At 38.9% G+C, this 20,152-nt stretch carries 17 protein-coding genes; 5 read left to right on the plus strand and 12 right to left on the minus strand.

Annotated elements, in window-relative coordinates; genetic code table 11:
- The first annotated feature begins 17 nt into the window (after positions 1–17).
- From JN11_RS11550 to JN11_RS11565, 4 genes are all read left to right on the plus strand, one after another.
- Entirely contained in the window at positions 18–221 is a 204-nt protein-coding gene (locus JN11_RS11550; RefSeq protein ID WP_144912707.1) for a hypothetical protein, read from the plus strand.
- Positions 215–1,114, plus strand: coding sequence for an ABC transporter ATP-binding protein (locus JN11_RS11555; RefSeq protein ID WP_144912709.1), 900 nt, complete (start codon positions 215–217; stop codon positions 1,112–1,114). Before JN11_RS11550 ends, JN11_RS11555 begins: the two co-directional genes overlap by 7 nt.
- 3 nt (positions 1,115–1,117) lie before the next feature.
- Positions 1,118–1,924 (plus strand): ABC transporter permease, encoded by an 807-nt coding sequence (locus tag JN11_RS11560; protein ID WP_144912711.1) that lies wholly within the window; start codon positions 1,118–1,120, stop codon positions 1,922–1,924.
- A gap of 65 nt (positions 1,925–1,989) precedes the next feature.
- Complete coding sequence (locus JN11_RS11565) at positions 1,990–3,516, plus strand: IS1182 family transposase (protein WP_144912712.1); 1,527 nt, start codon at positions 1,990–1,992, stop codon at positions 3,514–3,516.
- Positions 3,517–3,665: 149 nt separating this feature from the next.
- Here the strand turns inward: JN11_RS11565 and JN11_RS11570 are convergent, their stop codons facing one another.
- The 6 genes from JN11_RS11570 to JN11_RS11595 form a co-directional block, all read right to left on the minus strand.
- Positions 3,666–5,018, minus strand: a complete 1,353-nt coding sequence (locus JN11_RS11570; protein ID WP_211360734.1) for a M28 family peptidase — start codon at positions 5,016–5,018, stop codon at positions 3,666–3,668.
- A 21-nt stretch (positions 5,019–5,039) separates the two neighbouring features.
- Complete coding sequence (locus JN11_RS11575) at positions 5,040–8,204, minus strand: ATP-dependent DNA helicase (RefSeq protein ID WP_144912714.1); 3,165 nt, start codon at positions 8,202–8,204, stop codon at positions 5,040–5,042.
- A gap of 84 nt (positions 8,205–8,288) precedes the next feature.
- On the minus strand, positions 8,289–8,582 hold the full coding sequence (locus tag JN11_RS11580) for a YciI family protein (RefSeq protein WP_144912715.1): 294 nt from the start codon (positions 8,580–8,582) through the stop codon (positions 8,289–8,291).
- A 72-nt stretch (positions 8,583–8,654) separates the two neighbouring features.
- On the minus strand, positions 8,655–9,329 hold the full coding sequence (locus tag JN11_RS11585; protein ID WP_211360735.1) for an NAD-dependent epimerase/dehydratase family protein: 675 nt from the start codon (positions 9,327–9,329) through the stop codon (positions 8,655–8,657).
- A 105-nt stretch (positions 9,330–9,434) separates the two neighbouring features.
- Positions 9,435–10,199 (minus strand): porin family protein, encoded by a 765-nt coding sequence (locus JN11_RS11590; protein ID WP_170227745.1) that lies wholly within the window; start codon positions 10,197–10,199, stop codon positions 9,435–9,437.
- A gap of 163 nt (positions 10,200–10,362) precedes the next feature.
- Positions 10,363–12,087 (minus strand): glycoside hydrolase family 3 protein, encoded by a 1,725-nt coding sequence (locus JN11_RS11595; RefSeq protein ID WP_144912718.1) that lies wholly within the window; start codon positions 12,085–12,087, stop codon positions 10,363–10,365.
- Positions 12,088–12,276: 189 nt separating this feature from the next.
- Here JN11_RS11595 and JN11_RS11600 point away from each other — a divergent pair, with 189 nt between their 5' ends.
- On the plus strand, positions 12,277–12,939 hold the full coding sequence (locus JN11_RS11600; protein ID WP_144912720.1) for an outer membrane beta-barrel protein: 663 nt from the start codon (positions 12,277–12,279) through the stop codon (positions 12,937–12,939).
- 127 nt (positions 12,940–13,066) lie between these two features.
- On the opposite strand, the gene JN11_RS11605 is transcribed toward JN11_RS11600, so the two are convergent.
- The 6 genes from JN11_RS11605 to JN11_RS11630 form a co-directional block, all read right to left on the minus strand.
- Positions 13,067–14,044, minus strand: coding sequence for a nucleotide-diphospho-sugar transferase (locus tag JN11_RS11605; protein WP_144912722.1), 978 nt, complete (start codon positions 14,042–14,044; stop codon positions 13,067–13,069).
- Positions 14,045–14,206: 162 nt separating this feature from the next.
- On the minus strand, positions 14,207–16,039 hold the full coding sequence (locus JN11_RS11610; RefSeq protein ID WP_144912723.1) for an ABC transporter ATP-binding protein: 1,833 nt from the start codon (positions 16,037–16,039) through the stop codon (positions 14,207–14,209).
- A 124-nt stretch (positions 16,040–16,163) separates the two neighbouring features.
- A complete protein-coding gene (locus tag JN11_RS11615; protein ID WP_144912725.1) occupies positions 16,164–17,303 on the minus strand; it encodes a glycosyltransferase family 9 protein in 1,140 nt (379 codons plus the stop codon).
- Positions 17,304–17,337: 34 nt separating this feature from the next.
- Positions 17,338–18,093 (minus strand): glycosyltransferase family 2 protein, encoded by a 756-nt coding sequence (locus JN11_RS11620; RefSeq protein ID WP_144912727.1) that lies wholly within the window; start codon positions 18,091–18,093, stop codon positions 17,338–17,340.
- A 99-nt stretch (positions 18,094–18,192) separates the two neighbouring features.
- The gene (locus JN11_RS11625) at positions 18,193–19,137 is read right to left on the minus strand and encodes a glycosyltransferase family 2 protein (RefSeq protein ID WP_144912729.1); all 945 of its coding nucleotides are present in this window, start codon (positions 19,135–19,137) and stop codon (positions 18,193–18,195) included.
- Between the two features lie 17 nt (positions 19,138–19,154).
- On the minus strand, positions 19,155–20,150 hold the full coding sequence (locus JN11_RS11630; protein WP_246138995.1) for a glycosyltransferase family 2 protein: 996 nt from the start codon (positions 20,148–20,150) through the stop codon (positions 19,155–19,157).
- Between the last annotated feature and the right edge of the window lie 2 nt (positions 20,151–20,152).

Consider the following 20,152-nt stretch of genomic DNA (forward strand, 5'->3'; position numbering starts at 1 on the left):
CATCAAAAGAAATCACAATGAAAAAGTTGATCACAAACTCGAATCCTTTTATACTGTTACTTGTTCCGGTGTTATTTGCGCTGATAATGGGTGTAAGTTACCAGTTTCAGCAAAAAAGAGAATCCATAGTTGGAACAACCGTACATGCTACCTCTCTTTTTTATAAAGGCGTAACATTGATAAAAACTGTGTGCTCTGTAGCCAAAGAAAAAGTATGGTAATTAGTACCGAAGGCCTAACCTTTACCTTTGGACAGCAAAAGGTAGTAAAGTCACTATCGCTTAATGTGCCCGAGGGTAGTATTTATGGTTTTTTAGGCCCAAACGGTGCCGGTAAAACCACCACCATAAAACTACTCCTCAACCTGTTACAAACACAGGAAGGCAACATCAAAATTTTTGATAAAGATCTGCGAAGTAACCGCATAGAAATTCTTTCGCAAATTGGCTCATTGATTGAGCAGCCTGCCATTTACGCGCACCTTTCAGGAAAAGAAAACCTGCTTAACCGAGCCCTGCTTTTAGAAGTGCCAACCCAACGGGTTGATGATATGCTTAAGCTGGTGCATTTAACGGATGCAGCTCACAAAAAAGCAGGCCAATATTCACTGGGAATGAAACAAAGATTGGGTATTGCCCTCGCCTTGTTATCAGACCCTAAGCTTCTCATTTTGGATGAGCCCACCAACGGACTTGATCCCAATGGAATTATAGAGATCCGTGAATTATTAATCAGGCTGGTAACCCAACACCAAAAAACTGTTTTTATATCAAGCCACCTACTTGCCGAAATAGAAAAAATGGCTACCCACGTAGGCATTATTAATTATGGTGAACTACTTTTTCAGGGAAGTATTAATGATTTGGCATCGCTAAGCCAGCCCCTTGTACAAATAGAGGCCAATAATACTGTTGATGCGGCTAATTTATTAACCCGCAATAATTTCAACGTTACAGAAGTAAACGATCATCATTTGTTTGCTACTTACACTTCCAAACAGCAAATGGGCGAAATTAACAGTTTGCTAAATAAAAATGGCTACACTGTTTACAGCATTAACAAACAACAAAAAGATCTGGAAAAGCTATTCCTGGACATTACCCAACCTGCCTAAACCATGAAAGGATTTATACTATCATTCCGGTCCGAATTTTATAAAACACGCAAAACCATGGGCTTTTGGAGTGCGGTATTATTACCGCTGCTGCTATGTCTGTTGCTATTTATAGGCTTTTTTAATAAAAGTGACCAATTGGCTCAATTACCTGGTTTTATGCTCTGGCTGCGTTTTGCAGGCGCCATTTTAGGTGTAATGGGATCATTATTGCTTCCTATGCTTATTATTTTCATAGCCTATTCAGTAAACAGTATTGAACATAAAGCTGATACCTGGAAAACACTATTTAGCTTGCCTATACCCAAACTTTCGGTTTATGCAGCCAAGTATTTTTATGCCTTTTTTCTGGTGCTTTTATGCCTGGCCCTGTTTGTAGTTTTTACGCTTGGTTTTGGCAATTTATTAAGCGTGCTAAAGCCAAGTTTAAAGTTTAACGAATACAATATAGCTAACACCTTATCACATTTATACTTTAAACTATTCCTTTCTTCATTAGGCATATTATCGATACAATTTTTGTTAAGCTTATTATTCCGCGATTTCTTAAAGCCGATGGGGATTGGCTTTATATGTACCATAACCGGCGTAATATTAGCAGGCAATGGCTGGACATATGCTTACCTGTTCCCTTACTCGCATCCATTACTGGCACTTAAGGCATTGCAGCAGGGCAAAGAAGCACATCCCGGCAGTATGCCGTCAATTACTGTCGATATGCTCACCAAAGATACCTGGGTAAGTTTAGCAGTTGCCGTAGCCGTATTTATTATTGGATACTTTATTGTTTTGAAGAAGAGTGTAAAATAAACATAAAGAGGCTGTCTCAAAAGGGCAGTCCTTTTTATTTAAGACGCTTTTCGTAACTTAAAGGGATGGGAGCGAAAGTAGTTTTTAAGCCATATGACCCTGACCAGTTAACGTTTTTACCATATAAACTGGAGGAGTTGGTACCGGCAAGTCACCCGGTACGTATCGTTAAGCAAGTAGTTGATGAGGTAGACGTAAAACCCATCAACCGGAAGTATAAAGGCGGCGGTGCCTCCAGCTTTCACCCGCGGCTGATGCTGAAACTGTTGGTATATGGTTACCTGACCAATACCTATTCGAGCCGGAAACTGGAAGAACAGGCACAGCTGAATGTACACTTCATGTGGCTTTTAGGGATGAAAAAACCCGACCATAATACCATCAACCGTTTCCGGAGCGAGAAGCTTTCGGGTGTGCTAAAACAGATTTTCTCACAGATCGTGCAGTTACTTGCCGCCGAAGGTATCGTTTCACTTAAAGAGGCCGTGTTTACCGATGGGACGAAGATCGAATCGGTAGCCAACAAATACACCTTTGTTTGGGGCAAAAGCATTAAGAATAGTAAAGAGAAGATCAAAACGCAATTGGATGAACTTTGGCAATACGCACAGGATATCGCTAAAGAAGAACTGAAAGACACCGCTCCGCTGGAATATGGCCAGATCAACCCGCAAAAGGTAAAGGAAACGATCTCCAAGATCAACGTGGCCCTGGAAGATAAAGAAGAAGTAAGCGCAAAAGTAAAGCAGAAGCTGAAATATGCCGGGAAACACTGGCCGGAGAACCTCAGCAAATATGATGAACAGGAAAAGCTGCTGGGTAACCGTAACAGCTTTTCAAAGACTGACCCCGATGCTACCTTTATGCGGATGAAAGAAGACCACATGCTGAACGGCCAACTTAAACCGGCTTATAATCTGCAAATATCCACACAGGACCAGTTCGTTCTTAACTACACCTTACATCAAACCTCTACTGATTATCAAACCCTGCCATCTCACATTGACCAATACGAAACGCTGTACGATACACTCCCTGAAGCAGTTGTAGCCGATGCCGGTTACGGATCGGACGAGAACTACGGCATATTGCACGGGAAAGGCATCGAAGCTTATATCAAATACAACACGTTCGACAAAGAACAAAAAGAAGGCGTCAAAGCATTCAGCAATGACAGCCTGCATTATAATGAAGCAGCAAACTACCTGGTCTGCCCGATGGGGCAGCGCATGGCACACATGGGGGATGGGCAAAGAATAACATCATCAGGTTATGTACAGTTGATCAGCCGTTACCAGGCGCAGAATTGTAATAACTGCCCGATGCGGGGCGTGTGCCACCAAATCCCGGGCAACCGGATCGTTGAAGTGAACCATTCCCTGAGAAAACACAAGCAGGCAGCAAAAGAAAGGTTGAATACAGAACAGGGCATCAAATACCGGAAGCGAGGGCCGGCCGATGTAGAACCGGTATTCGCAAACCTGAAGCATAACCATGGCTTCAGGCGCTTTCTGCTGAAAGGAATGTCCAAAACGGAGGTTGAAATAGGTTTATTATCCATCGCACATAACCTCAGAAAATGGAAAGCGTAAGGCTTTTCGCTCCTTGTACCCTGAAAAACCGCCAAACCACAAATAAAATGAGATACCTGCACAATAGGACCTCGTTCCATAATAAACCAACCCAAAAGTATATTCAATAAAAAACCGCCTCATAATTACTTATGAGACAGCCTCTTCTTTTACCTCACCGGTTTCGGAAAAACCGGCAAACTTTCGTGACCATCAGCATCTACCGATTGTACGGCGAACAGGTAATTGTCTTTTGAATAAGCCAGCGTTGCCGTAACATCTGTAACATAAAATTTCTTTTCCCAATATGGGCTTATGGTTTCGCGCATCAGTACATAATAGCCAACGGGCTTTTTACCTGTTGCGGGAGCATCCCACTTCAGGATAGTTTTGTTGGTTAAACCGCTGGTTACTATGCCCACATTTTGCGGTTGGGCAGGTGCGAGGGCCAGATTAGCCAATACAGAAAGATTCATTCTGGCTACTTTTTGCACGTAGTTAAAGTCAACAAAATCGGGCAGGTCGCCGTAGTTGACGCCATTTTCGGTACGGATATCCTGATGCTGGCGGGTAAAGTCTTCGTTCATCTCTGTAAACCGTACAGCGGTGAATCCCTGTTGCAAAAAAGGCACGTGATCGCCTCCGCGCAGGTAACGGTCGCGACGATAGATTAGTTTTACATCCAATTGATCTACATAGCGTTCAGCAGTTTCCTTTACATAGCGTGCCAACTGGCGCGATGGACTGTCATTTTCACCACCTAAGGCAATCAGGCTCGCTATCTGTTTTTCATTGCCTGCTGCTGTTGAAGGAATACCTTCACTAAATACACGGACGCTTCGGTTATCCTTTAAGTCGGTTTCCATGCCATGAGTATTGCCTACAATGTCATTGTTCAGCATGGCATCAACATTCCATTTTTCGGCTTTAGCTCTTTTGGCCACATTTGATGAGCCATACAAACCTTGCTCCTCGCCTACCACTTCCATAAAAATTATAGTTGCAGGAAATGAGCGTTTGGCCATAACACGAGCCAGTTCCATAGATACTGCTGTTCCAGAGGCATCGTCATTGGCACCCGGTTCAACTGCGTTAGCATTCATCACATTGGTTACCCTTGAATCATAGTGCCCCGAAACAATATACACCCGGGTATCATTCGGATCGGCGCCTTTTAATATAGCCAGTACATTTTTAAGGTGTACCGGATTATCTATCCGCTCGCCTTTGGGTTGAGTAAAAGTATCAAACTGAACTGTCATCCTTCCGCCTGATTGTGAAGCGTATTTCTCCATTTCGGCTTTTATCCAATTACGTGCAGCGCCGCTACCTTCGGTTTTGCTGGTGGTATCACTTAGGGTATGCCGGGTTTTAAAACTTACCAGTTTCCTGATATTGGCCTCAATATTTTGCGAGGATACCTCATCAACCATTTGTTTAATGGATTGATCCTGTTTGATAATGGTTTGCGCATTTGCCTGTAAAAAGAACAGCGCTGGGATGAACAATAATAAGTATTTCATGAAGGTTTTTTATGTTGATTCTTATATTTCTTCTTCCTCCTGCATCACGTCTCCCACTTGTTTAAAATTACTTTTCACAAAATGACACCAATCACATTCTTTTTTCCCGCAGCCGGTATTAAAATCGTGGGCCATAATTTTTTGATAAACGGTTGTTATCTGGCCTGTAACCGTTTCTGTATCCTCCTGGGTGATCACTACTTTTTCTTTATGATATTCACCCTCATCAATGGGCTCTACAAACTCAAATAAGGTACTTACAACCTCCCAGTCCAGCGAGTGGTCATTATCTATCAATATTTTATAAAACACTGCCTGGCGCCAGTAATCGCCCCCATTTGGTTCATCATCTGTTGGGCGCAGGAATTTATCTTTTGCATATTTTAATTTGCCGGTCTTATAATCAACCACGGTAGCATGTTTACCAACAAACTCCACCTTATCCAGGTTGCCTTTTATAGGCACGCCCTGCACCTCCACATTTTTTATGCTGCGTTCCGTTACCGCTATTTTATTCCAAACATGTATGTTCTGGTTATAATAATCAGGCAGAATTTTCTCACCGTAATCAAGACGCAATTTAAATTCTTCTTTGGTGAATGAATCGCGATTACGGTACATGTACCAGCGGAACTCTTTCATAAAGTCGTCTGTCAACGGGAATTCATTGCCGTCATCTTTCAAATTTTTGAAAGCTTTATTCAATGCCCAGTGCACAGCCTGTCCAAAAGTAGCCGAAGGACTTTTTCCTGCCGGTACCCTTATTAAACATTGAAAATAAAACCGCAGCGGACAATCCAAATAGTTACTTAAGTGAGTTACCGACAGCGTATAATTTTGCAGCAACTGATCAATGTAATTATTATTCAATAGTTCTATTTTCGGCTGATCTTTTTCGGTGAACTGGATAGCCAAAAACTCCAGCATAGCGTCCTCGCTTACTTTAGGATATTGTAATTGCAGATGCGTATCAGCCAATATCTCCCCAACAAATTGAGATGCTTCCTGATCTTTTCCGTTTTTATCTCTACCGGCAAAGGATATAGATAAACACTGTTTGGCACGGGTAATAGCCACGTAAAACAAGCGACGGGCCTCTTCACGCTGTGCTATTTCATCATCAGGTGCCTGGGTTAAAGTATCCGGATAGCTAAAACCATAATTCCGTCCTTTGCTGTCCCATATTTTCTTGTTGGCACCTATAAGGAACACATGTTCAAACTCCAGCCCCTTTGATCCGTGAGCGGTTAAAAAATTGATGCCGTTTTCTGAAAATATCACCTGGTTCAGCGACAGTCTAATCTTATTTTCCTTCATCAAGTGGATGATATCTATCAGGTCTGCTAGTTTAATTTCCGGGTTCTTGCGGCTTTCATCCTTCAAAAAATCGAAGAAATTAGTAAGCACCTGCATGTACCATCCTTTATTGGGCTGCTGCATAATATATTTCAGGATGCCCATTTTGGCTATGGTTTGCTGAAAAAGCTGTTGCAGCGTATTGCTAAACGAATAGGTTAACAGTTCATCAATATCGTTTATCAAAAATTTTATCTTTCTTTCATCGGGCTGGTCAAATAGTCCGGTTTGAGCAGGAACCTTTAGCTGGCTAATGTAACGACGCAAAGATGTTTTAGGCTCATTATTGCGCGAAGTAGAGAAATTCTCTTTGGCAACCGCAACACTTGCTTTGGCTACTTCAATAGGTGGGATATCAAAAAAATCGTAGTGTAAAATCTCGAATAATAATTCATCACCGCTATAAGGCGAATCCATTTCCATTGCCAGGTAACGCAGTATATTGATGATCTTTTCGCCAAAAGGCAGGGTAAATATGTCTAATTTACGTTTGGTGTTTACGGCAATACTTTGCGTGTCCAGAAATTGAACCAGATCTTCTACCTGACTATGGTTACGGTAAATTACAGCAATTTCACCCGGCTCTATACCATTTGCAAGCAGGTGTTTAATTTGCATGGCTACATCAACCAGTTCCTGATCGGGGTTTTCATATTCATTTATAACCGGGGCCACCTCGAGGTTAATAAACCTGGGATGTGCAGCCCGCAGGTTTTTGTCGAGTGCCAGCTGCGTGGTTAAACGTTCGTGATTGTTGTTGATGAGCGCTTTTGAGATATCGAGAATTTGCTGATTGGAACGATAGTTTTGTTTTAATACCACCGTGTGCAGTGAACTGACATAATCATTAGCAAAATCCAGAATGTTTTTCATGTTGGCACCCTGGAACTTGAAGATCGACTGGTCATCATCGCCCACCACAAACACGTTGGGGATTTCCCAGTAATTCAATATAAACTTTAACAACTCATTTTGTGAGCCACTGGTATCCTGAAATTCATCCACCAAAATATATTGATAACGTTCCTGGTAACGGCGCAGTAATTCTTCATTTTCGCGAAAAGCTTTCAGCACCCAAAGAATCATGTCGTCATAATCATAACGGCCGCGATTCTTCATCTTTTTATCGAAATTTCGATACTCACCAACTGCCGCTAGCAATTTCCTCATGGTATCATGCGCTTTATCAATTTCGCGCTGATTAGGATCACCCGCTTTGATGCCTTTGGTGGCATTGGCACGTTTATAAAAAAAGCCATCGCGCAGATGCAGATCTTTCAGATATTCGTTAACGGCTTCTGTAATCACATCTTCGCTCCAGTCTTCTTTTTTCATAGTCGAAAAAAGGTCTTTTAAACGGGGGGTATCGTAATAAATATCGCCAGTAAAACGCTTTAATAAATGGTCATTTGCAAATTCATCTACCAATTCGCGAAAAAGCATCGCTGATTCCAAATCAGATAATGCCTCCAGATTGAGTTTGCCAAAGTAATCAAGGTTTTCCTGAATGATCTCGTTACAAAAAGCATGAAACGTATAAATATTAACCCGGTATGCATCGGGGCCTATAAATTCAAAAAGACGCTTGCGCATGGCAACAGCACCTGCATCAGTATAGGTTAAACATAAAATTTCATGGGCGTTGGCATCGGTTTCTAACAATATTTTGCCAATACGGGCTGCCAGTATTTGTGTTTTACCTGTTCCGGGACCGGCAATAACCAAAACAGGACCGTCCATCTTATTAACAGCAGCCAACTGTTCAGGATTTAACTGGGCCAGTGCCTGCTGAAATTTTTCGTTGTATTTATTGGGGGTAGATTGCGTCATTGATGAGTAAAGGTAACAAAGATGCGGAGAGATAGAAAGTGATATTGAGTCTAGTAAACTAAAACTTGCCCTTATTACATTGCTTTAACTTTTCACTACTGCCAGCATCTGGTTAAACTCAAAGGTATTTATACTAGTGGCAGGATCATCAGCCATAAAAGCACGAACCTGTGCTTCATCATCGGCTACTATAATGCCTAAACCATACACGCCGTTGGGATCAAGCACCGGCCCAAAGGTAATTACAAAGCCTTTCTCCATCATTCCGCGCCAATAAATTACATGCTGCTGCATTATGCTTCGTTCATCAGGTGTCATGTCTTGCGAAAATGTTGGACGAGTGGGAATAAGTTTAATCATGTAGTATTTCTTATCCATTGTTTTGATTTTTTGGCCATACTAATTTAAACTAATGCAGAGTTATATTCCTAAAAAAATCAAACTCATTAGCTATTGCATCTTGGAAAGAATAATAATGTCTTTTACATCAATAATTGCCTTGCTGTACCCGAAACGGGTAACATTTATCATGGCCAGGCCAAGTTCAGCAAGCGTGCTTACAAAATTGGGAAACACAGCCCTGAAAAAAGGATACATCCAGCTTAAATATTTGTAATAGGATAAGGTATTTTTTAATTCTTTTGTAGGATGCATATAACCCGGCCTAAAAGCGAATACCTGTTTAAATGGCAACTTCATCAAATCGTTTTCGGTTTTTCCTTTTACCCTGGCCCACATGGATCGGCCTTTTTCAGTACTATCCGTACCTCCGCCCGAAACATAACAGAAGGTCATATCCGTATTTAACCTGCTCAATGTTTGGGCCACTTGCATGGTTAAGGTATAAGTAAGCTTATAATATTCCGGCTCTTTCATGCCTACTGATGAAACACCTAAACAGAAGTAACAGGCATTGTAGCCAGAAAGCTGATCTTCAATTGCCGAAAGGTCATAAAAATCATGATGGATAATCTCTTTAAGTTTAGGATGTATAACACCGCAAGGCTTACGGTTAATCACTAAAACTGCATCAACTGCGGGGTGAAGCAAACATTCGTGCAACACGCCCTCGCCTACCATTCCGGTTGTACCTGTTATGATGGCCTTTATCTTTATATTTTCCATAGCTGCGGATTAAAAAGAAATAGCGGAATGGTAACCAAACCGCTATGTAATGGTACAAAACAAAATTCATTATATAAACAGCATGTTTACAACGCTCTTATATTACTATAGCCAAAAACTATACCCTACAGCAACTGTGCCTGCACCTGCGTTATTTTTCCCGTTTGCAGTTCCTTTTTGAATATTGAGAAAGCCATAGTTACCACCACCTTCAATAAAAATATAGCTCTTTTTAAATTTATAAGCGAAACCAACGTTACCTTCAAAACCTACGTTCACCTTATGTAACTGATCTTTAATATCATCATTGCTATTAAATGATTGTGGCCCAACAGGTAAAGCTTGTGTTCCTGCCGGATCTGTATAAAAATCACTTGTGCCACTGGTTATTTGATGAGCATATACCAAATATCCAAGGAATGGACCCGCATCTACATAAAATCTAAAGGGCGAAGATTTAAAGTTCCAGCCAAATTTTGCCAGAATTGGCAACATCAGGTAGTTTAATTTGGCCGTACTATTATATTTTGCATAAAGATAAGTTGGCGCTTGTCCGGGTGGATACATGGCCGACAATTCTGCTGGTGTTGGAAAAGCCTGCAACCCATCCTTTTTACCGCCCTGTGATGAATATTCAATCATAGGTTGAATGGAAAATAAGTCTGAAAATTTAAATTCGGCAAATATGCCTGCATCAACACCCTCCCTGGAGCTGTAACCCGTATTAAGCGGATTTTCATTCCCTCCACCGGCCGTAAGATTTGGAATACTGAGACCGCCCCTGATACCTAAGGCAACATTTTGTGCATCAGCCTTCAGAAAAAATAAGCTAATAATTAAAAAAAGTGAGTAAAAAATTAATTTCTTCATGATTTTAATGGGTTTAGAGATAAACAAAAAGCATTTAGAAAAGAACATTGTTAATAGAAGTTAACAATGATTACACACAAATTTAATGACTTATACCTTTGAATAGCAAGCCATTGTAAATATTACACAACAATGAAAAATAGTTAAATGCCCCCAATTTATATTATAATCTTAACCCTAACCCGGTTGTGAACATTGAATTAATAGTTACAGGCAGTCTACCTCCTGGTTGCAATTGTCTGGTAATTACTTTTACAGCCGAACGCTGCAAATCATCTGTCATTTGATAGCAGGCCAGCAATGCTCCGCATTTCTCAATGCCGGGCAAACCGGCTATTGTGTAAGCATTGGCAAAAACAGTAATTACAGTACGATTATTTGATGCCAGCGAGGTGATGAAGTTTTTAACATCGTTGCTATAATCCAACTTACTTGCGGGGCGTAAACGGGTATCATTGATACTTACATAAACCTGGTTAAACTGCTGTAATGTTTGCAGTAAGGCTTTTAATTCGGTTGCAGGTGCATTTTTATTTACTGTAAACAAAGAATTTATGGGATATGCCCTGGCCATTTCCTGCTGAAAAACGGTAAATTTATCAACCCCAATACTCACTATTGCCGTTTTTTGCAGGGCATCCATTTGTATTGCAGTGCCGTCGCCTTTTAAAACGGTAACAGCTGCATCACTAAGCTGCTGAACCAGTTCTTTTGCTATAGGCCGATTAAGGTCTGTTGTTAAATTTTCAGTTGAAACTTCTTTATAATGATTTAAACCGGCCCAATATTTAGCGGCTAATATCTTTTTAACACGGGCATCAAATTCCGTTTGGGAAATCTGATCTTTGCGAACTACCTTACGGATGAGTTTTATAGCACGTTGAGAATTCTCCGATAACTCAATAATATCATTGCCTGCTAAAAAAGCTTTTACATCAGCCTCTCCATTTGGAAAGTATTTTACTACGGCTTTCATTTCCATAGCATCAGATACAACAAGGCCCTTAAAATTCAGTGAATCTCTTAATATGCCAGTAACTATTGGTCTTGATAAAGTAGATGGTAGTTTCTTTGTACTATCCAGTGCCGGAATATCCATATGCGCTATCATTACTCCGCTTATTCCTGCTTTTATAGCTTCCCTGAAAGGATACTCCTCCAATGTATCTAACCGCTCCCGGGTAAAGGGTAATAAAGGCAAATCCAGGTGAGAATCAACATTGGTATCACCATGACCGGGAAAATGCTTTGCGGTAGTTAAAAGGCCCTCATCCTGCATTCCTTTAAGGTAGGCTATTCCTTTGGCGGCAACGTTGTACTTATTATCACCAAATGAGCGGTAATTAATTACCGGATTATTGGGATTATTATTGATATCCATATCCGGACCAAAATTCATTTGCATACCCAGGCGCTTAAAATCATAGGCAACCTGTTGCCCCATTTTATAAATCAGTTTATTGTCCTGTATGGCGCCAAGGGTCATTTGATAAGGATATGAAATGGTAGAGTCCAATCGCATACCAATGCCCCATTCGCCATCCATGGCTATTATTAAGGGTACATTTACCAGTTTTTGATAGCGGTTAATCAAATCAGCCTGCCTTACCGGACCTCCCTGAAAAAATACCAGGCCACCAACCTGCTCATCACTTATTATTTTGGCAACCGAATCTTCATAAGCCAGCCCCTTGTCGGTATGGGCACGTATAAAAAACAGTTGTGCTACTTTTTTGCGGCGGTTCATTTTTTTAAAAACAGAATCAACCCAATGATTTTGATGATTTAATGATTGTATAAAATCATCCTTTTGCCCAAAAACATTAAGCGAAATAAGACTTATAACAATTATCAAAATACACCTGGATGGTCTGTTAAATATCTTCATGTTTCAAATGTAGGTTAAATCTTATTTTGATGGCTAGATTTTAGCGGCACCTATTGATTTTTATGTAAAGAAATTATCACAAACTAAACCACAACTTATAGCGTTAGCACTGAAACTATAATTAAAATGAGGTTGCGAATAAACCTTTTCAATAAAATTCAATCTATGGATGTATTAAACAAATATTGTATGAAAAAAGTTATCTTCTTTGCTATATGCCTGCTAGTGGCAGGCTCAGTGAGCGCACAAGGTTATTATTATGGACCCCGCCCTGTTAGACGGCCGCCACCACGCCGTCAGTCTGATGATTTTTACAAGGTTAGAGTTGGTATAGCCGGAGGGTTGAGTATTGCAGATGCCTACAGTGCATATAATGCAGGCTATTCCACAGGTTCAATAGCAGCTTTTAATGTGGGCTTAACTTTAGATATTCCGATTGCTTATCCATTATCTTTTGCACCGGAAGTTCTATTTTCGCAAAAAGGTTATACTGCACAAACTACAGATGGTAATTTTACCCAGCGCAGTAATTTCATAGACGTGCCATTATTGGCTAAATTCCGCTTATCGCCATTTGTTAATTTTGTGATTGGGCCACAAATCTCTTTCCCGATATCAACAAGCAATACTTACGATAATGGGTTTACCCAAACCGCTCAACAAAATTATAGTACTACTTCTGATAGTCCGGTCTTGGGTGGCGTTGTGGGTGTTGGGTTTGATTTAAACAGAAATGTTGAATTACGCTTCAGATATACGTACGATTTGCAGGAAACTAATGACAATAGTTATTATATCCCTGGCTATCGTAATGAAACCTGGCAAATTGGTTTAGGATTTAAGTTTCAATAAAGATTAATTTGATATACTAAAAAAGACAGGTATTTTTAATTAAACACCTGTCTTTTTCATTTAGCACTAACCAGAAAAGTGTTGTTTAATGGACTAACAATAACGTTTATTTGCTTTAACAGTCATTTTAGCTTAAACTAAATATTGCTGCCTGTTTTAGAATACTCTTTGCAAATCTCTTGGCCTTTCTTTTAAATGAGTTTTCTTTTTTCTTCTTTGCCTCAATACTAAATTCAATATTCATTGTAAAACGATCAGCATTTTTTTCGGGCAAAATAAAAACAGGGTGTGTTATCTCATTTATTTCGCTTAAGGGAACATTGGCGAAAATATTATCTTCGGCAGTTGTATGGGTTGCATTAGCACCAAAACCAATATTTGAGATTAAATTTTCGTTAGGGATGATCGTAAGACCATTGTTAAAAAAATTAACAAAATCAAGTGGGAAGGCCCATGAATTTATTTTACCGGCTTTCATTGCATGAAAAATTTCGACCCAACAAGTAACTATCAAACTATCGTTATAGATATTGTTAATTTGATCTTTAACCTCCTGTTCGTTATAATTATTCAGACTTTTATCATAATCCTTCCAAACCCTCCTCCAACTTGCCCAGCCCCAAACATGGGTACGGTTTGCGAAGTAGTACGATGCATTTCCCCATTTTTTTCCATCCTGCAGGTTGCAGCCGGTAATATGCCTTATACGGGTGTCATCACGATATTTTTCGAGCAGGGTATCACAAAACTTAAAGAAGCTGTTTGCCGGCAGGCAGTCATCTTCCAAAACGATTCCTTCCTCTTCATTAGTAAAAAACCAATCAACAGCCGCCGAAACACCATCTTTACAGCCTTTATTTTTTTCGTTAAAAAGCGTTTTTACTTCGCACTCCCAGTCAATACTATCCGCCACGCTTCTTGCTTGTTTACATAATAATTCATCTTCCAAAACGTTTTCACGCGGAGCATCCGCAGCAATATATAAACGTTTGGGTTTTGCTGCTTTTATCTGTTCAAACACTTTAAACGTAGTATCGGGCCTGTTAAATATAACAAACAATACTGCCGATTTTGTTTGATAATGGGTATTGTAAAGTGAAGACATACTTGTGGCTTTTACAATTAAACTCCAAAGGAAACCGAAAGTTTAACTGAATAGTATAAAAATAAGGTAACAATATTGTTAGGTTACTTTATACAGCTATAAGTCAGTCATAATGCAAATAAAATGCTTCTTCTCAGGATGAAACATTTTTGTTACATCGTATCAATCAGCATTAAAGGTTTGCATATCGATGAGCCTTCGGTATAATCCGTTGCTGGATATAAGCTCCTGGTGATTGCCCTGCTCAACAATTTTCCCATTCTCTAACACTACAATTATATCAGCATTCTGAATGGTGCTCAGGCGGTGAGCTATGATTAATGAAGTGCGGTTTTTCATCAGGTTATTTAAGGCATCCTGAACTAGTTTTTCTGATTCTGTATCCAAAGCTGAGGTAGCTTCATCAAGCAACATAATTGGCGGATTATTTAATACTGCTCTTGCAATACAAATCCTTTGCCTTTGACCACCGGATAATTTAGTACCACGATCACCTATATTGGTGTCATAACCTTTTTCTGTTTCTATAATAAAGTTGTGTGCATTAGCAATGCGCGCAGCCGCTTCCACATCTTCTTTTGTCACATTGGTTTTGCCAAATGCTATGTTATTAAAAATAGTATCGTTAAATAGAATCGACTCCTGATTTACAATACCCATTAACGCCCTGAGGGAATCCATGGTTACCGATTGTATATTTTTGCCATCTATGAGTATCTCCCCGATTTGTGGTTCAATAAACCTCGGGAACAAATCAATTAAGGTTGATTTCCCCCCACCCGATGGCCCGACTAAGGCAACTGTTTTTCCTTTCGGTACGGTTAAATTAATGTCTGATAAAACTACTTTATCAGCATAAGCAAACGACACATTTTTTAATTGTACGCCCTGGGTGAAATCCTTAACTGGTACAGCATCCGGTGCATCTACTATCATTGGCTTTTCATCAATCAGAGCCAAAACACGTTCTCCTGCTGCAATGCCTGAGTGAATGTTACTAAATGAATCGGATATAGCTTTTGCGGGTCTCATTAATTGCGAAAAGATAGCGATGTAAGCTATAAATTGAGCTCCGCTTAAATCAGATCTTTTATTAAGAATCAGGTAACCGCCATAAAGCACAATACACGATATCATAATTATGGCCAATGTTTCTGACACTGGCGAAGCTGATTGTTGCCGCTTGGCCATTGAGCGCAAAATTTTTGAATACCGGGTGTTCTCAGCATCAAAACGCCCTTTTATAAAGTTCGTAGCATTAAAGGCTTTAACAATCTTAACACCCGAAAGCGCTTCATCCAGGTAACTAATCATGGTACCGTATGTTTGCTGCGCTGCAATAGCCTGTGATTTCAATTTCTTTACAATTTTTGATATAATAAATGCAGAAACGGGAACTACCAGCAATGCCCCTATTGTTAGCTTTACCGAAATGGCAAATAACATAAACATGAAAAATAACATTTGGGCCGGTTCTTTAAAAACAACCTGCAAGGTTGCAGTTACCGAAAACTGAACTACTTGAACATCAGATGCTATTTTGGAAATAATATCACCCTTGCGCTGATTGCTAAAATATCCCAAATGCATATCCATTACGCTGTTAAAAACAGAACGGCGAAGGTTAAGTAAGGTATGCAAACGCAAATTTTCCATAGTACGGGCAGAAAGATAACGGCATAGGTTACCAATTACCATGGTAAAAATAATTATAGAACATATATATTTTAAAGCACCCCAAGGTCCTTCAATCTGTATAAAGTAATTCATATAATATTTAAACCACCCGGTCAGATCCAAAAAGCTTGGACGTTTTACTACTTCAGCAGCAGTTGCAGCGCATGAGTTATTTATAAAGAGTGTATTTAATAATGGGATCAGCAGTGGATAAATCAATGAGCTGAAAAGCACATAAAATAAGGTGTATAAAATATATGGGATAGCAAATTTTTCAATTGGCTTAGCAAAAGATAGTAACCTGAAATAAGTCTTCATTAAAAAGTGAAATAAACGTGCAAAGCTAACAGTAATTAATCAATTACCGTATAGTCTTTAATTGTAACTGGTTATTTAAAAATAAATTTCATGCTCCGCCTGAAATTTATTTTTATGTGTATTTCTATGCCTGTAATAATTGCAGTGAAGCTTGTTGTACTTTTGCAAAACCAACGTTTGAAATACAGGGATGGGGTTGATTTGGTAGTGTTGTAAATTTACATTCCCAATTACAGTTGTAACACTCCATTTTTTCGAACAGGCAAACAGGGGCGTTTTCAAAACCATCGGAATATGGGGCAAACCGCCCAAAATGTCCACCACCCAAAATGCAAATTGATTTTGTTTTTGTTGCAACAGCTATATGAATAGCGCTGGTTTCGTTAGCTATTACTAATGATGCACGGCCAATTAATTCAATTAGTTGAGGTAATGAAGTTTTGCCTATTAAATTCTCCACATTTTGGGTGGGGAGATTGGCGGTTAAATAATCGCCAATTAACGTTTCCGCAGGGCCACCGGCAAGATAAATGGGCTGTTGCGTATTTGTAATAATAAGCTTTATCAAATCCAGAAACCTTTCCCTTTCCCAACCACGTTTTACTGTACCGGCACCAGGGAAAATAACAATTCCATTTTTCATTTCATTTCTGACAGGTATTGATGGCCCACTCAGGTTAATGCTACAGTTTAAAACACTTTGGAAAAAGAACCTTGTTCTTTCAAATTCAAAATAAATATTGGGTTGCAGAATAAGCCTGCTGGTATAAAACTTATCCGTTTTCTTTTTGTATTGGGCAGGAATCCCCTCCGTATCGCTTTCAAAGCCAATAATTTGTTTTGCTACTGTAAATGCTGCTAGTCCATCAGTAATAAATACACGTGTAAATGATGGCTGTAAAACTACTTGGTAATTATTTTTATAAAGCTGCCATGCCAGTTTAAGTAATTTGACAGGAGCTTCATACAATTTATCGGGACTACAGAAATAAAAATTGCTAATAAAAGAAGCATCGTAAGTAAGTGCAATATCTTTCCATAAAGTATTGCCAAGCAAATCAATTTCATAATCTTTAAATTGATCAGATTGCCTTACCACTTCAAGGTAGTTTCTGAAAAGCACATAATCACCAATGGCATCAGTTTTTATTATTAAAAGACGTTTTTGTTCGTCCCTGAATTTTGCAAAAAAACGAAACAACAAAGGGAGCTTAAGCAATATTAAGCGGCATACCCTGAACAAGTTTCTGTTTTTGATTACCATAGCAATTGAAAACTATATAAATTAAGTTGAGAGGTTAAATGGATGAAGATTTTTTATTCTTTTTAGGAAATAAAGTGCCTTTTAATTGACGGAAACTAAACCTTATCCAATTGCCCACTCCATGGTTTTTCAGGATCAGCTTTGCCTTATCCTTTTCCAAATCCTGATCAAGATTAAGTGATGAAACACCCGTGTGATTAAAGTTGGCTATAGTGAGGTCGGTATATTGAAAAGTAAAATCTTTATCCTTCCATGCCCGCATATTTAATTCATGATCGGCAGATATGCGGTATTTGGTATTAAACCGGTATTTATCAAATACTTGTTTGGGATAGATGATAGCCTGGTGACAAATAGCACTTTTTGAATGCTGGTAGGCAGAAACCTTGCCTCTGAACTTTTTACCATCCATTAAAACATTGCCATAATAAATAATAGATTTATCCCTTACCTGAAAAGCAAGTTCCGAAAATTCATTAAAAAGCGTGTCATCAGCCCCTAAAAAGTAAACCCAATCGCCCGTTATATGATCAAGGGCTTTGTTCATGGCCTCATAAATTCCCCCGTCTTTTTCGCTTCTCCAGCAGGCAATTTTATCATCATTGGCTGCTAATATGGCAACCGTCCCATCTGTACTGCCGCCATCCATTAATACAATTTCAATTGCGGGATATTGCTGCTGATAGATACTATTCAAACAATTTTGAATAACATCTGCCACATTAAGGGTAACAATGATTATGGAAATTTTAGGATAATCGTTTTTTAGATCGAATGAATTACCGGTCATATTTTAATTGATGAACATTTTTTGCAGATAACTATCAGCAAATATACAATGCCGTACCTTAACGAAAGCTATATCAGAAATCTGCGTGACACTTTACTATTATTGCTGGCTAAATATTTTTTTTGTTTTTACTCCCCAAACCTGGCTGTAAATATAGTTTAACCTATTCAGCTTGCTTTTTTTGCGAATGTAGAAAATAGTTTTGCGGTACTTAAATAACAAAGCACTAAGTTCAAAAGATAAATAACTTTGTACACGCTTTTTATAAGCCTTATAAAAACTATCTATCAATTGCTGGTCTTTATTTTTTGGAAATGCTGAACAATAGGCAAGCCATTGTTCAATACGTTCAATTTTTTGTACCGATGATAGTTTATGTTTATCATTTTTACGTTGTTGACGCAAAATATTGGTATCACTGCTATCATGCTGACGGTATTTTACCAGGCATTGTGGAATAAAATCAATGGTTCCCACATTAGTAGCCACATAAGCCAGCCACCAATCATGGAAATAGCTTTGTTTTAAAGGCAATGCATCAGTCAGGAGTTCTTTTTTCATTAATATGGAGTGACCTGAAACGCAATTAAAGAACAAAAAAACCTCCGGCTCACCACCTCTATAAAGATTCATGATATCCGAAACCTTTTTGTTCATTGCAGAGCCATCTTCATAAATAAATTCAGAATCGTGATAAACAAAAACATTATTCTTTATAGCATCAACCTGCAATTCTATTTTTTGCAGATCCCATAAATCATCCTGATCGCATAAGGCAATAAATTCGCCATTGCATAGTTTCACGGCTTTTTCAAAATTACTGGTAAAGCCTAAATTACTTTCATTTTTATAAACCGTAATTTGCGGATATCGGGAAGCATAATCATTGAGAATTTGAACAGTCGAATCTGTTGAACAATCATCCACCACCACAATTTCAAAAGTCTTATAGGTTTGGTTTACGAGTGTATCCAGTTGATCGGCCAAATATTTGGCACCATTATAAGTGCATAATGCAATTGATACCAGGGGGGCTTGTTTCATTTATATATCCGGCAAAATTAGGGCTTAAATTTATGTAGCTTCTTATCCTTCACTGATGACCGTATTTTGGTTACTACGTTAAAAATAGTTATCCGGCTGCTATTAGCAGTAAGCAGTTGTTTAAATTTATTTTTGTATTGATGTATCAGGGCCCGGTTTCTAAATAACTCTTTATAGCTATTCCATATCCAGGTATGCCCGCCTAACAATTTAGGGATTAAATCAATAAGCGTGATTTGCATATACCAAAGCATAAGTGCTACGCCATTTAAATGAATGGCATGAAGGTAAAAACGATTACGGAAGTATATACTTTTTACCCATTGTGCCGTTTCATAATTTTTTGTACTTGCCGATACCTGGTGCCTGCAAATAGAGTTATGCTCGTAATAGCATTTCCAACCCAAACGCCAGGCACGGATACTTAACTCCATATCTTCGCAATAAAACGGCGAAAATATTTCGCTAAACCCGCCAAGCTGTTTTAATTTTTCGGCATCAACCAAAGCATTGGCACCCGAAAGGTAAAAAGTATACAGTCTGCTACTTTCATCATTTGTATAACAAAAATAATCTGTCTTTAATTTCAGTCCATTAAATTTGGGTACACGCGCGGCATCTTGTATGTCATCACCTTCCATATCAATAATGCGGCCCATTACTCCAAAAGTATCCCAAGCTAAAAAGTATTTCCACTGCTGCTCAAAATAATCAGCACTAAGCTTTACATCAGAGTTTAAAATTAAAATCAACTCATGTTGCGTAACTTCAATACCACGGTTACAGGCAAAAGAAAAGCCCTTATTTACTGGATTAACAACTAGTTTTACTTCCGGATATTCGGTTTTAATAAACTCAACAGAATCGTCTTTGGAGCAATCATCTACAATAATAAGCTCGTAAACAATACCGGCCTTGTTTAAAGCAGTATAGGTATAAGGCAGGTACTCCTTTAACAGATGTTTCCCATTGTAATTGGGAATAACCACCGAAACACTTTTTTTGATTTCCAAAT

Origin of the sequence: Mucilaginibacter frigoritolerans (assembly GCF_007830615.1) — a bacterium.
In the GTDB taxonomy this organism is placed as follows: Bacteria; Bacteroidota; Bacteroidia; order Sphingobacteriales; family Sphingobacteriaceae; genus Mucilaginibacter; species Mucilaginibacter frigoritolerans.

Coding starts and splice junctions, on each gene's coding strand:
- JN11_RS11595 (WP_144912718.1), bottom strand. CDS start 12,087: ATGAAGATATTTAACAGACCATCCAGGTGTATTTTGATAATTGTTATA.
- JN11_RS11615 (WP_144912725.1), bottom strand. CDS start 17,303: ATGGTAATCAAAAACAGAAACTTGTTCAGGGTATGCCGCTTAATATTG.
- JN11_RS11610 (WP_144912723.1), bottom strand. CDS start 16,039: ATGAAGACTTATTTCAGGTTACTATCTTTTGCTAAGCCAATTGAAAAA.
- JN11_RS11585 (WP_211360735.1), bottom strand. CDS start 9,329: ATGGAAAATATAAAGATAAAGGCCATCATAACAGGTACAACCGGAATG.
- JN11_RS11580 (WP_144912715.1), bottom strand. CDS start 8,582: ATGGATAAGAAATACTACATGATTAAACTTATTCCCACTCGTCCAACA.
- JN11_RS11560 (WP_144912711.1), top strand. CDS start 1,118: ATGAAAGGATTTATACTATCATTCCGGTCCGAATTTTATAAAACACGC.
- JN11_RS11605 (WP_144912722.1), bottom strand. CDS start 14,044: ATGTCTTCACTTTACAATACCCATTATCAAACAAAATCGGCAGTATTG.
- JN11_RS11575 (WP_144912714.1), bottom strand. CDS start 8,204: ATGACGCAATCTACCCCCAATAAATACAACGAAAAATTTCAGCAGGCA.
- JN11_RS11570 (WP_211360734.1), bottom strand. CDS start 5,018: ATGAAATACTTATTATTGTTCATCCCAGCGCTGTTCTTTTTACAGGCA.
- JN11_RS11625 (WP_144912729.1), bottom strand. CDS start 19,137: ATGAAACAAGCCCCCCTGGTATCAATTGCATTATGCACTTATAATGGT.
- JN11_RS11550 (WP_144912707.1), top strand. CDS start 18: ATGAAAAAGTTGATCACAAACTCGAATCCTTTTATACTGTTACTTGTT.
- JN11_RS11600 (WP_144912720.1), top strand. CDS start 12,277: ATGAAAAAAGTTATCTTCTTTGCTATATGCCTGCTAGTGGCAGGCTCA.
- JN11_RS11620 (WP_144912727.1), bottom strand. CDS start 18,093: ATGACCGGTAATTCATTCGATCTAAAAAACGATTATCCTAAAATTTCC.
- JN11_RS11565 (WP_144912712.1), top strand. CDS start 1,990: ATGGGAGCGAAAGTAGTTTTTAAGCCATATGACCCTGACCAGTTAACG.
- JN11_RS11555 (WP_144912709.1), top strand. CDS start 215: ATGGTAATTAGTACCGAAGGCCTAACCTTTACCTTTGGACAGCAAAAG.
- JN11_RS11590 (WP_170227745.1), bottom strand. CDS start 10,199: ATGAAGAAATTAATTTTTTACTCACTTTTTTTAATTATTAGCTTATTT.